The organism is Synechococcus sp. RC10A2, from assembly GCF_047502605.1.
The window spans coordinates 1-15,011 of record NZ_JANSHP010000035.1; the positions used below are offsets into that span (position 1 = coordinate 1).

Genomic DNA, 15,011 nt, shown 5'->3' on the forward strand with positions numbered 1-15,011 from the left:
ACCAGTCCGTTGAAGCAGCAACTCCGAGAAGTGATTCTCGGAAGCTCCCGTCTACGGCCCGTCAGGGCTTAGCGGGAGAGGATGTCACTTGGATACGCTCTATGCCTGCGTTAAGCTGCTGGAATACTCTCTTCAGCCGGGGGCCCGTTCGAGTTGCGGATCCCCTTGGTAGCCCCTTAACTCTTGCGGACTATGCTTGAAAACGCCATTGTGCTCATCACCGGCGCCAGCAGCGGCATCGGGGCAGCCTGTGCCACGCTTTTTGCCCGTTCTGGAGCCAAGCTGATCCTGGTGGCCCGCCGTCAGGAGCGGCTACAGGAGCTGGCCGCGGAGTTGCAGCAGGCTTACGGTGCTTCCTCATACTTGCTGACTTTGGATGTGCGAGATAGGGCAGCCGTGCAGCAGGCGTTCCAGTCTTTGCCGCCGGCCTGGGCTGAAATCGACATTTTGATCAACAACGCCGGCCTCAGTCGCGGCTTGGACAAGCTCCACAGCGGGGCTGTGCAAGATTGGGAGGAGATGATCGATACCAACCTCAAGGGCTTGCTGTATGTTACCCGCGCCGTCTTGCCCGGCATGCTGGAGCGGGGCCGGGGCCATGTGGTCAACATCGGCTCCATTGCCGGTCGCCAGACCTACCCCGGCGGCGCCGTCTATTGCGCTTCCAAGGCCGCCGTGCGGGCCATCTCCGAGGGACTGAAGCTGGATCTGCTGGGCACCTCCATTCGCGTCACCGAGATCCAGCCCGGCTTGGTGGAAACCGAGTTCAGCCAAGTGCGCTTCCGCGGCGATCGCGAGCGGGCGGCAGCCGTCTACCGGGGCCTCACCCCCCTGACGGCGATGGATGTGGCCGAGGTGGTGCTGTTTGCCGTTACCCGTCCCCCCCACGTCAACCTGAGCGAAGTCTTGCTGCTGCCCACCGACCAGGCCAGCACGACGATGGTGCATCGTCGCTAGGGATGTGATGCCGTATCCGTCGTTGTTGGGTATTCACTCCCCCATGCCTGGGCGACAATGGCGGCAAAGGGGGTGGGCCCATGGGACTGGAAAGCGGGATCCTCATTGGGTTGGGCATCGGCCTACTCGGCACGCTGATTTTGCTCTGGCAGAGCCGGCGCCGCTTCGGCCGCCAATTGCAACAGTTGGGATCCCTGATGCACCTGGCCCTGCCTCTCAGCTCGCCTGAACAGATGCTCAGCCGGCTCAGCCACCACCTTCGCCAACAAGAACTGGAGTGGGCCCGCCAAAAACGATACCTACAGGACTGGCGGTATCTCAGCCACCACCTGCCCTGGGGATATCTGCGGGTAGACGAGAACAACGTGGTCTGGGAGTGTAACCCTGCCGCCCAGCGTCTGCTGCGCATCAGCCAGTGGCAGCCGGGCATCAAGCTCCTGCTGGAGTGGGTGCGCTCCTACGAGTTGGATCAGCTTATCGAAGCCACCCGCCGCCAGGAAGCTACCGCTCCCATCCAGAGCCGCGAGTGGATCTTCTACCCTTCCGGGGGCGAGGACAAACCGGTGCCGCTGCGGGCTTGGGGGCTGCCCCTGCCCCAGGCCCACGTGGCCATCTTCTTGGAAGACCGCCTAGAGGCAACTCTGCTGGCCCAACAACGGGATCGCTGGGCCTCGGATGTGGCCCACGAGCTGAAGACCCCCCTCACCTCGATTCGCCTGCTAGCGGAAACCCTGCACAGCCGCGTCGATGCCGCGCAAGCAGTTTGGGTGGAACGATTGCTGAACGAGACGCTGCGCCTCAGCCAGTTGGTGCAAGACTTGCTGGAACTGAGCGCCCTCAACCTGGGGGCCGCATCGCGATCCCAATGGCGCTGGGTGGATCTGGCAAGCTTGGTGCGCGAAGCCTGGCAGAGCCTGGAACCGCTGGCCAAGCCCCGCCAGCAGGAACTGGATCTAAGCGGCCCCTCCCAGCTCTATCTCTGGGGAGATGAACAGCGCCTCTACCGCCTCGTCCTTAACCTCTTGGACAACGCCATCAAATATGGCGGAACCGACTCCCCCATTCACGTGGCCCTGTCGGAACAGGAATCGCAAGTGCGGCTGGAGGTGTACGACCATGGCCCTGGCCTGCCGGAGGATCAATTTGAGCTGGTCTTTCAACCCTTTTACCGCACCGACGCGGCGCGGGCCCGCAGCAAAGGCGGCACCGGCCTGGGGCTGGCGATCGTGCGGCAAATCGTGGAACTACACGGGGGTACAATCCGTCTGCGCAATCACCCGCAAGCAGGTGGGCTGTGGGTGCAGGTGGAGCTGCCCCGGAAACACGCCGATGCCCTGTGAAAGCTGCCCAGAAGCGCTCCCATCAACATCACCAAGCCCTTCGACCTGAGAACTGCCCCAGATTTTCCTCCGGCGGGGCTATCCATGTTGGAGGGGATCCCCTAGAATTGGTCTAGGTAATCCTTACAGTTTGTACACTGGGCATTCGGAATGGGCGCAGACTATCATTCCGCTGATTTGTTGTCGGAGCGTGAGCTGCAGGTTCTCGAGTTAATCGCAGCGGGCCTGACCAATCAGGACATTGCAGAGCGCTTAGAGATTAGCAAGCGCACTGTTGACAATCACATCAGCAATATTCTGAGCAAGACGCGAACGTCAAATCGCGTCGCTTTGGTGCGCTGGGCCTTGCAATGGGGAAAAGTTTGCCTAGATCAGGTCAATTGCTGTACGTTGGCCAACGACAAAATTGCTTAGCCACATCTCGGAGACTCTCTCTGCCCCCTCTTTGTTTTGGCAGGCAATTAAATGCAGAGCAGGGCTTTTTTACCTCAAAAGTAGCGAGACATTCGCAAGATGTCATTGGCCGTTGTGGTGAAGCTGTTTGTTACCTGGATCCCTAGTTTCTCCTTTCCTTGCCTATCGTGAGCCTTGCTGAGTTGAAACGCTACGCTGTTCGTTATGATTCCATGCCCCTGATGGTTTATCGAGAGGTGGCTGCCCATCTGGCCTGCATTCCAGGGGTGGAAGCAGAGCTGGAATGCAGAAAAGACTCCATCTTTCGCTACTCCGATAGCCAAATCGAGGCGCTGCAAATTCGCCAAGAGGCCGACGCTGACCCAGAGCAAGTTCAGCGCGTTCTTGACCACTACGGGACATGGCAGTACAGCCCGTTACAGGACTAGCCCTCCTGCATTGCCGAAGAGGGATTACCGGAACGCCAGACCTTTGGGTTGTTTGGTGAGCACTACCACCTCCCCGCAGGGCGATACCGACCCACCTCCCAACTGGAACCGATAACTGGGCAGCCGCTCCAAACCAAGTCGAGACAGACCTTGAGCGCTCTGCGCCGCTAACGAGCTCGCGCTAGCGCATACAGGCCCCTCACCCTTAACCCCTCTCCCAAAAAAGGGAGAGGGATCCGCCGAGCAGCACAACGAACTGTCTTAGCAGGAATTGCCCGTACGACGGGGGTAACTCTGTCGATGGTTCTAGAAGCTCTGAGGCAGAGACTGTTTAGCGAGTTGGCTGACTTTGAGCAGGCAAGTGCAACTTACGAGCCAAACCCAGTCTTGCCAACACCCAAATGACCCAGTAGGTCATGTCAATTTCCCACCAGCGCAAACCTGCTTTCACGCACTTCGGGTCGGCGTGATGGTTGTTGTGCCAGCCTTCACCGTAGGTGAGGAGAGCCGCCCACCAAAGGTTACGGGCATTGTCGTCGCTCTCGAAAGTCCGGTAGCCCCAGAAGTGGCTGGCAGAGTTGATCAACCAGGTGCAGTGCAGCAGCAGCACTGTCCGCACGAAGATGCCGTAGATAACGAACGGCCAACCGCCGAGCAGGTAAAGCACTCCAGCCAGCGGCAGTTGCAGCAGCAGCCCATACTTGTCTAGCCAGCGATAAAAAGGATCCCGAGCCAAATCCGGCGCAAAGGCAGAATACTTCTCACGGTTAAAAAACTCTTCCCGTTGGTAAATGAGCCAGAGCATGTGGCTCCACCAAAAGCCCTTGCGAGCAGAGTAGGGATCCCGCTCTTCGTCTTCAGTAAAAGCGTGATGCTGACGATGGCCGGCCACCCAAAAGATCGGCCCCCCCTGGATGGCGAGAGCACCGAAGGTAGCAAAGACATATTCCAGCCACTTGGGCACTTGGAAGCTGCGATGGCTAAGCAGACGATGATACCCCAGGCAGATGCCCAAGCTGCCGAAGCACCAGTGAAGCAATAGGGCCACCCCCAAGGCTGGCCAGGAAAAGCAAACGATGCCGCCCACTAAAGCGAGGGCGTGAAAAACAACGAAAAAAAGAACAAATTCCCAGGCAAACCGAAAAGACTTTTGGGGCTCAGGCTGAGCTAGCGAAGCAAAACGGTTGGGATTGTCCAGCGATTGGGTGGGAAGGGAAACGGCCATGAACCAGCAAAACCTCAGAAAAGGAGTAAGGGCAGCGCAGGATCAAATACCTCCTCGCAAAGTTGCTTCTCATGCATAGGCCACCGCATCCCTGGCTTAGCTTACAACGAGCTCATGTCCCTGAAAGGCAAGCCGGGATCCCCAAAGGCCTGGCCAAGCAAGCTTCAGCAGTGAGAGCCGCTATGAGAGAGCAGAAAGGCAGCAGGTTTGATCTCGCCTGAGGCTAAGCTTAACGATATTTCACCTCAAATGCAAGTGCTGCTTGCAGATTGCCACTACCTTGAGCGCCTTCTCTTGACTCCTTACCCCATCACCTACCATGGCACGTCCTTCTTCCCGGCAAAGGCTGCTGAACGCGGCTCGAGACCTCTTCGTCCGCCAGGGCATCACTCAGACCACCACCCGTCAAATTGCAGACTTGGCCGGCGTTCATGAAGTAACCCTGTTTCGTCACTTTGGCAGCAAGCAGGGGCTGCTCCTGGCTGTATTTGCTGAGCTGGGAGTTTTCTCCGGCATTGCCGACTTACCCCTCCCAGCAGACCCCACTACCTTCCGGGGCTCTGAGCTACAAGCCATTCTCCTCCGCTATGTCCAAACCTGCTTCCAAGCTCTAGCTAATAACCCTGAGCTGGTGCGCTCGTTGGTGGGAGAAGCAGGCTTCTACTCCGAGGAGCATCGCCGCGCCTTGAGAGCAGGCTTCCTGCAGGCCCAAGAGCAGCTAGCCCACTACCTCCAGCAGCTCCCTAGCCCGGAGCTACAAGCCGTCGACTCTGGGTGCCTTCACGCAGCTGCTGGAGTTCTCCATCTGATGATTTTGGGGACGGCTGTATTAGCCGTTACCGCTGGCTTGCCTGCTGGCGACGGCGACCAGCCCTCCTCCGACCCAGCGGACAAGGGCACTTATGACAACAACAGCAGCACTCCCCCTCTCCTCTACGCCTGCGTAAAGCTGTGGATGGCAGCCTTGAGGGGCATGAAGGAAACCTAGTGCAAAAGACTCTCTCGGGGTTGGAAGGAGGCAATCCCAAAAAAAGAAGAAGAGATGAGGAGGTTGTAAGCCGGGTTCTGTAGTGGGGTGCTCCAAGGAGCAGCCCGCACTGGCGGTCATCTCTCTGGGAGTGATGTTGCCATCACCCTCTAGCGGCTCACCACCACCGAGACCACCCTCCCCCAACCGCTTGGCTGAGTACCGTGACCTCGGTGCAGCCGACAGGGGCGAAGAACAGCCATAGTCCTGCGGCTGCGGCCTTGCTTTCCACCGGGGTTTACCGAGCCAGCGCCTCACGACGCTGCTGGTGGGCTCTTACCCCACCTTTGCACCCTTACCTGTGCTGGGATCCCAGCCATCGGCGGTATGTTTCTGTGGCACTATCCTCGCGGTTTCCCGCACTGGGCTTTCCCCAGCGGTGTGTTCTTCTGAAAGCCCGGACTTTCCTCATCCTGCTGCCTGGTGGCGGCAGCGAGGACGCGACCGCCTGCCCCTCCTATCTCTTCATTTCAATCCTAGCGCATCCCCCCAGCGCAGAAAATCTCTCTGCGCCTAGGCTCCGCGTTGCTGGCCAGCCGGCCTGCAAAGCTGACCCCGCTGTTCCTGCTCCGCAGGGACTCCATCCCCCTAGGTCTACGTTCCTGGTCGAGGAAAGCGCTGCATCAGCTCTTGGACAGCCTCGGCATGGTAGGAGCTGCGGGTAAGCGGGGAGGACACCACCTGCAAAAAGCCCAACTCTTCCCCCACCTGTCGCCAGTGGTCAAACTCCTCTGGGGGCACGTAGCGCTCCACCGGCAGGTGTTTGGGGCTGGGAGGAAGGTATTGGCCAAGAGTGAGGATGTCGCAGCCTACCCGGCGTAGATCTTGCATTATCTGCAAAATCTCCTCGGCGGTCTCTCCCAAGCCCAGCATCACCCCCGACTTGGTGTAGAGGCCGGGATCCCATTGCCGCGCCAGTTCCAAAAGCCGCAGGGAACGCTCGTAGTTCCCCTGGGGGCGCACTCGCCGGTAGAGGCGGGGCACGGTTTCCGTGTTGTGGTTGAGCACCGTCGGGCGGGCGGCGAGAATTTGCTCCAAGGCCTGCCAGTTGCCGCACAGATCTGGGATCAAGACCTCGATGGTTGTCTGGGGCATGCGGCAGCGGATTTCGGTAATGCAAGCAACAAACTGGCTGGCTCCCCCATCGGGGAGGTCGTCCCGATTCACCGAGGTAATCACCGCATGGCGTAGCCCTAGCCGTTGCACCGCTGTGGCCACCCGCAGCGGCTCAGTGGGATCCAAAGGCGGAGGCCGTTTGGTGAAGTCGATATCGCAGTAGGGGCAGGCGCGGGTACAGGCCGGGCCCATGATTAAAAAGGTGGCGGTGCCGTTGGCAAAGCACTCCCCTAGGTTGGGACAGGAAGCCTCCTCGCAAACGGTATTCAGGCCCAAGTCCCGCAGCAGTTGCTGGACGGATCCGGCCCGCTGGGGGGCTTTGGCCCGCAGCCAGGGAGGTTTGCCGCTAGGCGAAGAAACAGCGCTCAATGAAACCCTCCAACCAGAAATGGCGGCAAGCGTATCTCTCAGCTTAGCCTGTCATTATTGCCCAGCCGAGACCGGGCTCGGTGGCCAAAGCCCGAAAAAGGATAGCTCAGTAGCCCCGCCCTTAAAGGCGAAGCAAACTTTAGCTGCTCGCCAATGGTATAGTTGTCACCGAGGCGTACCGTTCTCAGGCGAGCCCCTAGTCACGGTGAAAAACCCAACCGGTGGCAAGCGTCCGGGAAATGCCAACGTCTCAGCCAACCTGCCCAGACAAGCCAGCAGAACCTTGGGGCCTTGCCTCAAGGAACTGTCTAGAGGCATCTTGACAGCGCCTTGACGAGAATCCCCCGCCTTTAGGCGGTGGGCGTGTCAAGGCATACTGGAAAGCGAATGTCGAGCGATAGGGATCCCCACATGGTTGTTGCTGCTCCTCCCTCTCTGGAACAACTTGCCATCAACACGATTCGTTTTTTGGCGGTGGATGCTGTTCAGAAAGCCAACTCGGGTCACCCCGGCCTGCCAATGGGGGCAGCACCCATGGCCTATGTGCTTTGGCAGCAGTTCCTGAAGTTCAATCCCCGCAACCCCAAATGGGTGGATCGGGATCGCTTTGTCCTCTCGGCAGGCCACGGCTGCATGCTGCAGTATGCTCTGCTGCACCTGACCGGCTTTGATGTGAGCCTAGAGGACATCAAGCAGTTTCGCCAGTGGGGATCCAAAACCCCCGGCCACCCGGAAAACTTTGAAACCCCCGGTGTGGAGGTAACCACCGGACCGCTGGGGCAGGGGGTGGGCAACGCCGTTGGGCTGGCCATTGCCGAGGCCCACTTGGCCGCCCGTTTCAACAAGCCCGGTCACACCATTGTGGATCACTACACTTATGTGATCTTGGGCGACGGCTGCAACATGGAGGGGGTGGCCTCGGAAGCGGCCTCGCTGGCCGGCCACCTCAAGCTGGGCAAGCTGATCATGCTCTACGACAGCAACCACATCTCCATCGACGGCAGCACGGAAATTGCCTTTACCGAAGATGTGGGCAAGCGCTACGAGGCCTACGGGTGGCATGTGCAAAAAGTGGAAGATGGCAACCACGACCTGAAGGGAATTGCCGCCGCTATCCAGAAAGCTAAAGAAGTTACCGACAAGCCTTCCTTGATCATTGTCGAGACCACCATCGGCTACGGATCCCCCAACAAAGCCGGCACGGAGAGCGTCCACGGGGCGCCGCTGGGGCCAGAGGAGGTGAAACTCACCAAACAAAATCTGGGCTGGCCGCTGGAGCCGGAGTTCTACATTCCCGACGAGGTGCTGGCCCACTTCCGCCAGGCCATCGATAAGGGGGCCAAGGCCGAGGCGGAGTGGAACGAGCGCTTTGCCGCCTACGAGAAGGCCTACCCGGAAGAGGCCGCCGAATTCAAGCGCATCATGGCCGGGGAGCTGCCCGCAGGCTGGAAAGAAGCGTTGGCTCCCATTGCCGAAACCGGCAAAGAATCCACCCGCAACCTCTCCAAGTTTTGTCTCAATGCTTTGGCCAAGGCGGTGCCAGAGCTGCTGGGCGGATCCGCCGATCTGGCCCACTCCAACATGACCTATTTAAAGGGGATCCCGGAGTTCCAGGCCGGCTCCTATCATGGGCGCAACTTCCGCTTTGGCGTACGGGAACACGGTATGGGGGCGATTGCCAACGGCATAGCCCTGCACGGCGGCCTCATTCCCTACGACGCCACCTTCTTGGTCTTCAGCGACTACATGCGGCCGGCCATTCGCCTGTCGGCCCTCTCGCGGGCGCGGGTGCTCCATATTATGACCCACGACTCCATTGCCCTGGGAGAAGACGGCCCCACCCACCAGCCCATTGAGACGCTGGCTTCCCTGCGGGCCATCCCCAACCTCTACGTCATCCGCCCCGCTGATGCCCGCGAGACGGTGGGAGCCTACCAAGTAGCCCTTGAGTCCACCTCCACCCCTTCGGTGCTGGTGTTTACCCGGCAGGCGGTTAACCCCGTGGAAGGCACCTCCATTGAGGGGGTGGCCAAGGGGGCCTATGTAGTGGTGGATACTCCCAACCCAGAACTGATCCTAATCGCCACCGGCTCAGAGCTGGAGCTGGCGGTGAAGGCCGCTGCCCAACTGCAGCAGGAAGGCCGGGCGGTACGGGTGGTCTCCATGCCCTGCATGGAGCTATTTGAGGCCCAGCCCCAGAGCTACCGCGACGAGGTCTTGCCCCCCAAGGTCACCAAGCGCGTCTCCGTCGAGGCGGGATCCACCTTTGGCTGGCACAAGTACCTGGGCTTTGAGGGGGTGGCCATCGGCATCGACCGCTTCGGCGCTTCTGCCCCCGGCCCCGTGTGCATGGAGAAGTTCGGCTTCACGGTGGAGAATGTGCTCAATACCGCGCGCCGTCTCCTAAGCTAAGGTTTCTGCTCCTCCGGCCTAAACCCAGCAGGGATCCCTTCTCTGCTGGGTCTTTTTTGCTGCCCAATGGTGGCACAACTTGACAAGACTTAGCGAAGGCTGACAACTTGTTCAGCAGGACTTGCAAAACATTGCAGTTGTTTCAAACAAGGTTAAGACCCTTGCCCCCTCCCCCCCACCTCCTTTCCCCTTGTGGGAGAGGGGAGCGAGAAAGTTGTTTCATAGTTTCATAACTTTGTTTAAAACGACCCCAGATCCGCTTTCCTCTGGAAAGCTAACCCTTTCCACCCCCGCCTTGAAGGGAAAACGTTGGCTTCTGGCGACATGCTGATGTTCCTGGAGCAACTGAGGATCTGACAGCTCGGCCTACTGCAGGAAGCCCGCCAGCAAAATCACCGCTCCCCCCACGACGGCCAAAATCGTCAGTACCCGGCCTGCGTTGGCACTGCCCTTCCAGGAGTAGTTTTTCTCCGGTTTTTCCAGTTTTTCTGGCATAGCCATGCCTCTTTATGCCCCGTTAACTCTAATTTAACCTTCTCCCCCGGAATTTCTGCCGTGCGGTGCTGCGGTAGCTGGAAGGGGAGCTTGCTGAGGCGTACCCTTGAAAAAACAGCGACCACCTGGCCCGGCCAGCCCTTTTTGGGAACAATACAAGCAGGCAAGGAAGGGGATCCCAATTTCAAGGCGCATTCTGAGGCAGAGGCATGAGGTACGCGAAAGGAAGCAAAAGACTCGGCTTGATCATGGTCGCTTTGTCAGCCTGGGTGGGTGGACACCGTGCTGTCGCTCAGCCTGCCTTTCGGACAGTGCCGCTGCCTCGCCTGCCGGTGGGTGTGGATCAATTGGTCTTCGATCGCCCGGTGGCCCGCTTCAACCCCAACCTGCCTGCTGAGCTGGTGATCCACAATCGCACCGGCCTGCCTCTGGAATACGGCTTTACCGATCCGCGCCAGAAGGTGTCGGAACTTCCGCCGGGAGAAACGCTGCGTCTGAGCAACCTGCCGATCCCCAACTGCATGGCCATCAACACGCCGATGTTGTCCCCAGTGGGCTACCGGGTGAGCGTGGATCCCTTGAATGTAATCACCGTAGAGGTGCGCCTGGTCAACGATGTCTCCGGCGACCATTGTCTCGATTTACAAGAGACAGGCGCTATTTTCGTGAATTGATGCCAGCTTGAACGGGCAAAAGATAGCCTTTGGGATCCCGACCGGGTTCTAAACTTTGCGAAGATGAACGCCGCATCCCCCTATATCCCCCCGTACACGGGGGGACTGGGGGGCGGGGGGATCCGGGAACGTAGCCACCGACCGCCGCGCAGCAAAACCGAGCGTCGGCGGTCCAATAGTTGGGCGTTCTATCAACTGAGGCAGTTTGTGCACTACAAGGCAGCGAGAGCAGGGATCCAGGTTGTGGTGGTGCCACCTGCCTACAGCTCGCAGACCTGCCACCAGTGTTTTTGGATTGAGCAACGGGAAGGGAAGCATTTTCGTTGTGTGAACCCGCTCTGTGGTTGGGAAGGGGATGCAGATTTTAACGGTGCCAACGGGATTGCACTTTTGGGGGTTGCTGTAAACCAGCCCCCCTACATCCCCCCGCATGCGGGGGGATGTAGGGGGGCCCGTGGTTGGCTTGCCAACTGCAGGCCTACCAAAAGCCCGCTTCGTACCCCCCTCAATCCCCCCGCCCCCCTGCCCCCGTATACGGGGGTTGGGGGCTGGAAGGGGGGCGGTCGGAGCCGGGTAGTTTACATGGCAGTCAACCTTACTCGAATCTGACGTTGGAGCTGGGTCTGTTGGAGAGCCAACCCGAGGTTTAGGCGTATCGACAGCAATCGACCCCTATGACAGGATGCAAACAGGATGTCCAGGTCGATGTTCTTGTAGACTTTGCTCTGCCTTTGAGCTACTCGCCTGTAACCTAACTGAAGTGTCCTTTACTTTTACTTTTTTTGGATGGTCTCATGAGCGATAACTTGTATTCTTGGTTTCCCCGTGCCTTGGTGATGGGCGCTGCGGTGGTGGGGTTGTCGGGCCTGCCGGCAAGGGCTCAACAAATTACGGATCCCAGCCCGGCTCAAGCGGCCACCAATGTGGAGCCCACCTCGCCAATCTCGGCTTCTTTTCGCAGCCAAGATGGGGTCAGCGTGCGTCCGGAGACGGTGCGGGTTTTTGTGGATGGCAAAGATGTTACTGCCGAGTCGGTGATTACCCGGGATTTCTTCACCTACCGTCCCTCGCAGCCGCTACCGCCGGGACGGCGGGAAGTCCTGCTGGAGTTCACCAATACCCAGGGGGTGACCCGCCGCGTGACCTGGAGCTTCACCGTGGGTAACCCCGTCCGCGCCTCTATCGACCTGGTGGATCACAACGCCGGCAATCGCCCCTTGGCGGCGGGCGAGATCCTGCTGGTAACCGTCAAAGGCACTCCTTCCAGCCGGGTAACCGTTTACCTTGTCCAGGACGGGCGGCAGGTGCAAACCCTGCCGGCTCAGGAAGTTTCCAGCGGCACCTATGTGGTCAACGCCCTGATCGAGCCAAAAGATGCCACCCGCGAAGGGATCGTCATCGCTCGCCTGGAAAACGGCGGCCAGGTGCGCTTTATGACCGCAGAACAGCCCGCCCGCCTGATCGAGGGGGCCGCCGGTGGTATCCAGCGGCTCGCCACCCAAGAGGTTGCCGCGACGATCAGCCTCTCCAGCCTGCTGCCCCAGATCACCAACCTGCGCGATGGGGATCGGGTTTCCGGCTCTTCCTTTACGCTGCAGGGCACGACGGCTCCCAACGCTTCGGTGCGGGTGAATGTAACGGCTTCGACCTCGCTGGGGGGCATCATCAGCGCCCAACAGACGGTGACCAACCAAACTGTGCAAGCCGATGCCCAGGGCCGCTTCACCGTTACGGTGCGGCCGCCCATTCCGGCCTCCGGCACGGTGTATCAGATCAATCTCACGGCCACTTCCGGCAACCAAACCAGCCCGACGGTAACCTTGCGCCTCACCCAGCAGTAGCCTGTCCCCTTGGCTGGACTGAGAGTGTCGCCCTGCCGGCCTGGCAGTGGCGCCCAAGCTCCCCTCTCCCAGAGGGAGAGGGGGTGGGGGTGAGGGTCAATGGAAAGGCGGCTGAGAGATTTTTGGATTCTCAGAGTTTGCAGTTGGCGGGGATCCCTGGCGGTCTTGAGCGCGGGTTGGGGAGAGAGAAGACCGCTGTTGCCAGCGCCACAGGATCCCGGCCATGACCAGGGCGGGCGAGACGATCATGGCCAGGATCACCGGCAGGGTCTCCGGCAAGGCCAAGTAGGGGCCGCCATATTTGATGGCCGCGCTGATCCCGGCAGCGGCCACCATCAATTGCAGGGCAAACCAGAGGGTTTTGGGTTTCATGGTTGGCTGGGATCCCCTACCATGGCCGTGAGGATGCCGGCAACGCTCTCCAGATCTTCCGGTACTCGGTACAAAGTCAAGTCTTGTCGGATTGTCCGCGGATCCCCAAGGATCTGCCCGAACTGCCAGATAGATCCAATGGTAACAGCGCCGTAGATCTGCGCTTGCGGCTCCACCTGGGCCAGGGCGATCATCTCCACCGCCATTTGGACAAAAGCCCGCGTCAGATCGTCCTTTTTGGCTTCAACCACCAGCAGGATGTTCTTGCCCCGCAAGAGATAATCAAGGCTGCCCTTGAGCCAATTGTTGACCATCAGGGGATATTCCAGCCGCAAAGGAACTCGACAGTGAAGAGCCACTTCCGTCAGCACAGGGGCCACCAGCAGCTCTCGGCGGGCTGTCTCGCTGGTGAGGCTGACCAAAGGCAACAATTGTCGGATCCGGTTTTTCAGAGCTGGGGTTTGGGGTGGGGCAGGGGCAACGGGCCATGTCCACTCTCCTATCTCCAGACGGTAGCTAAACTGAGCCAGGATTTCCTCTGGCTCGTAGGGCATCTCAAAATAAGAGCGAAAAGTATAGGATTCGTCTTCCTTGAGAAGAGAGAGGTTCAGCATTGGTTACGACAAAAGCCCTGCTCAATCTGGCACAGCCAGAGCGGCAGCAATCCGCTCTTTGAGGGTAGCCACCACTTCCTCAATGGGAATTTCTACCGCTTGGCCGGTGGCGCGCTCGGCCAATTCCACCTTGCCTTGCTTAAGGCTGCGCCCGGTGGTAAGGCGGTAAGGGATCCCGATGAGATCCGCATCTTTGAACTTGACGCCGGCCCGCTCGTCCCGGTCGTCCCAGAGGGTCTCGATGCCGGCAGCAGCCAGTTCCTGCACCAATTTTTCCGCCACCTTCGTCTGCTCTGGGTCGGAGACGTTGGGCACCACCACCACCACGTGATAAGGGGCGATCGCCACCGGCCAGATGATCCCATTGGCATCGTGGGACTGTTCCACCGCCGCCTGGGCCAGGCGCGATACCCCAATGCCGTAGCAGCCCATCCACAGGGGCTGCTCGGATCCCTGCTCGTCGGTAAAGCTGGCCCGCATCGGCAGCGAAAACTTGAGGCCCAACTGGAAAATATGGCCGATCTCAATGCCGCGGGCGGTTTCCAGAATCTGGTCGGGGTTGAGCAGACAGCGATCCCCGGCTTGCGCTTTGCGCACGTCCACCACCTCCGGCAGGGGGTACTGCTCGCCCCAGTTGGCCCCCACTACGTGCCGCCCCACCTGGTTGCTGCCGGTTACAAAGTTTTTCAGCAGGGCTGCCGTCTGGTCGGCCAGGCGCAGGATCTGAGGGGCCAGGTTTTTCTGCCGGCCCAGGCAGCTATCCGGCAGGTCGGGCGCGATGTAGCCCACGGGGATCGGATCCCCTTGCCAGCTTTTTTGGATCTCCGCATCCGCCAAGGTGAGCTTGAGCAACTTGTTGGCTTGGTAGCGCTCCGCCAGACGGTTGAGGTGGTTGGCCAGCTTCACCTCATTGACTTCTTGATCGCCGCGGATGCTCAGCAGCACCACCACCCGTAGGCCGTTGTCGTAAAGGGCTTGGTAGAGGACGTTTTTGACAATCAGAGTGGGGGAGATCTTCAAGAAATTGGCCAGCTTCTCGATGGTTTCCGTTCCCGGCGTGTCCAGAACCTGGAAGGTGGTGTAGGGGGAGTCTGCTGCTGGCGGCGGAAGGGAGACGGCCTTCTCCACATTGGCGGCATAGGAGCCATCAGGAGTGTAGAGGATCTCGTCTTCTCCGGCAGAGGCCAACACCATAAACTCCTGCGAGGCTGCCGATGGCCCCCCGATGGCGCCGGCGTCGGCCTCCACCACGCGGAACTCCAGCCCGCAGCGGCGCAGGATGCGGCCGTAGGCCCGGTACATGTCCTGGTAGGTCTGGCGCAGGCTCTCTTCGTTGGCGTGGAAGGAGTAGGCGTCTTTCATGAGGAATTCCCGCCCGCGCAGCAGGCCAAAGCGGGGTCGAATCTCGTCGCGGAACTTGGTCTGGATTTGATAGAGAATTTGCGGCAACTGGCGATAGGAGCGAATGAGATCCCGGGCCAGCAGGGTAATCACCTCTTCGTGGGTAGGGCCCAGGGCCTGCTCGCGCCCCTGTCGGTCTTTGAGGGCGAACATGATCCCTTCCGCTTGGGTGTACACGTCCCAGCGGCCCGACTCCCGCCAGATCTCGGCTGGCTGCAACTGGGGCAGCAGACACTCCTGAGCGCCGATGGCGTTCATCTCCTCCCGGACGATGTCCGAGATCTTTTGCAAAACCCGCCAGAGGAGCGGCAAATAGGTGTAGATCA

The 15,011-nt window shown here is 59.9% G+C and carries 14 protein-coding genes, 1 other RNA gene and 1 pseudogene; 9 read left to right on the forward strand and 7 right to left on the reverse strand.

Annotation, left to right across the window (positions count from 1 at the left end):
- Positions 1-192: 192 nt before the first annotated feature.
- From NW848_RS03635 to NW848_RS03650, 4 genes are all read left to right on the forward strand, one after another.
- On the forward strand, positions 193-957 hold the full coding sequence (locus NW848_RS03635) for an SDR family oxidoreductase (RefSeq protein ID WP_414402891.1): 765 nt from the start codon (positions 193-195) through the stop codon (positions 955-957).
- 80 nt (positions 958-1,037) lie between these two features.
- Positions 1,038-2,297 carry a sensor histidine kinase gene (locus NW848_RS03640; protein WP_011431152.1) on the forward strand — a complete coding sequence of 420 codons (1,260 nt, stop codon included), beginning with the start codon at positions 1,038-1,040 and terminating at the stop codon, positions 2,295-2,297.
- Between the two features lie 150 nt (positions 2,298-2,447).
- Entirely contained in the window at positions 2,448-2,711 is a 264-nt protein-coding gene (locus tag NW848_RS03645; RefSeq protein WP_011431151.1) for a helix-turn-helix domain-containing protein, read from the forward strand.
- Positions 2,712-2,923: 212 nt separating this feature from the next.
- Positions 2,924-3,139: a hypothetical protein gene (locus NW848_RS03650; protein ID WP_071813563.1), complete on the forward strand. Its 216-nt coding sequence runs from the start codon at positions 2,924-2,926 to the stop codon at positions 3,137-3,139.
- 331 nt (positions 3,140-3,470) lie between these two features.
- Here NW848_RS03650 and NW848_RS03655 read toward each other — a convergent pair whose 3' ends face one another.
- On the reverse strand, positions 3,471-4,364 hold the full coding sequence (locus NW848_RS03655) for an acyl-CoA desaturase (protein ID WP_011431149.1): 894 nt from the start codon (positions 4,362-4,364) through the stop codon (positions 3,471-3,473).
- Between the two features lie 319 nt (positions 4,365-4,683).
- On the opposite strand from NW848_RS03655, the gene NW848_RS03660 reads away from it, so the two are divergent.
- Positions 4,684-5,352, forward strand: a complete 669-nt coding sequence (locus NW848_RS03660; protein WP_099812859.1) for a TetR/AcrR family transcriptional regulator — start codon at positions 4,684-4,686, stop codon at positions 5,350-5,352.
- Between the two features lie 49 nt (positions 5,353-5,401).
- Here NW848_RS03660 and rnpB read toward each other — a convergent pair.
- Positions 5,402-5,853, reverse strand: an RNA gene (gene rnpB / locus NW848_RS03665) — RNase P RNA component class A.
- A gap of 132 nt (positions 5,854-5,985) precedes the next feature.
- The gene (lipA, locus tag NW848_RS03670) at positions 5,986-6,876 is read right to left on the reverse strand and encodes a lipoyl synthase (RefSeq protein ID WP_011431147.1); all 891 of its coding nucleotides are present in this window, start codon (positions 6,874-6,876) and stop codon (positions 5,986-5,988) included.
- A 411-nt stretch (positions 6,877-7,287) separates the two neighbouring features.
- On the opposite strand from lipA, the gene tkt reads away from it, so the two are divergent.
- Positions 7,288-9,288 (forward strand): transketolase, encoded by a 2,001-nt coding sequence (tkt, locus tag NW848_RS03675; RefSeq protein WP_011431146.1) that lies wholly within the window; start codon positions 7,288-7,290, stop codon positions 9,286-9,288.
- Positions 9,289-9,654: 366 nt separating this feature from the next.
- Here tkt and NW848_RS03680 read toward each other — a convergent pair whose 3' ends face one another.
- Complete coding sequence (locus tag NW848_RS03680; RefSeq protein ID WP_255322487.1) at positions 9,655-9,789, reverse strand: hypothetical protein; 135 nt, start codon at positions 9,787-9,789, stop codon at positions 9,655-9,657.
- A gap of 242 nt (positions 9,790-10,031) precedes the next feature.
- Between NW848_RS03680 and NW848_RS03685 the strand changes: the two genes are divergently transcribed.
- The 3 genes and pseudogenes from NW848_RS03685 (at position 10,032) to NW848_RS03695 (ending at position 12,298) form a co-directional block, all read left to right on the forward strand.
- A complete protein-coding gene (locus NW848_RS03685) occupies positions 10,032-10,457 on the forward strand; it encodes a hypothetical protein (protein ID WP_187147158.1) in 426 nt (141 codons plus the stop codon).
- Positions 10,458-10,574: 117 nt separating this feature from the next.
- Positions 10,575-10,958: pseudogene (locus NW848_RS03690) on the forward strand (zinc ribbon domain-containing protein); the annotation flags it as partial.
- A gap of 293 nt (positions 10,959-11,251) precedes the next feature.
- Positions 11,252-12,298 carry a hypothetical protein gene (locus NW848_RS03695; protein WP_228375300.1) on the forward strand — a complete coding sequence of 349 codons (1,047 nt, stop codon included), beginning with the start codon at positions 11,252-11,254 and terminating at the stop codon, positions 12,296-12,298.
- A gap of 96 nt (positions 12,299-12,394) precedes the next feature.
- Here NW848_RS03695 and NW848_RS03700 read toward each other — a convergent pair whose 3' ends face one another.
- The 3 genes from NW848_RS03700 to NW848_RS03710 form a co-directional block, all read right to left on the reverse strand.
- A complete protein-coding gene (locus NW848_RS03700) occupies positions 12,395-12,670 on the reverse strand; it encodes a hypothetical protein (protein ID WP_011431141.1) in 276 nt (91 codons plus the stop codon).
- The gene (locus NW848_RS03705) at positions 12,667-13,224 is read right to left on the reverse strand and encodes a hypothetical protein (RefSeq protein WP_414510463.1); all 558 of its coding nucleotides are present in this window, start codon (positions 13,222-13,224) and stop codon (positions 12,667-12,669) included. The genes NW848_RS03700 and NW848_RS03705 overlap by 4 nt, the downstream gene beginning before the upstream one ends.
- An 81-nt stretch (positions 13,225-13,305) precedes the next feature.
- The coding region (locus NW848_RS03710) for a proline--tRNA ligase (RefSeq protein WP_414510464.1) at positions 13,306-15,011 on the reverse strand (1,706 nt) is incomplete at its 5' end.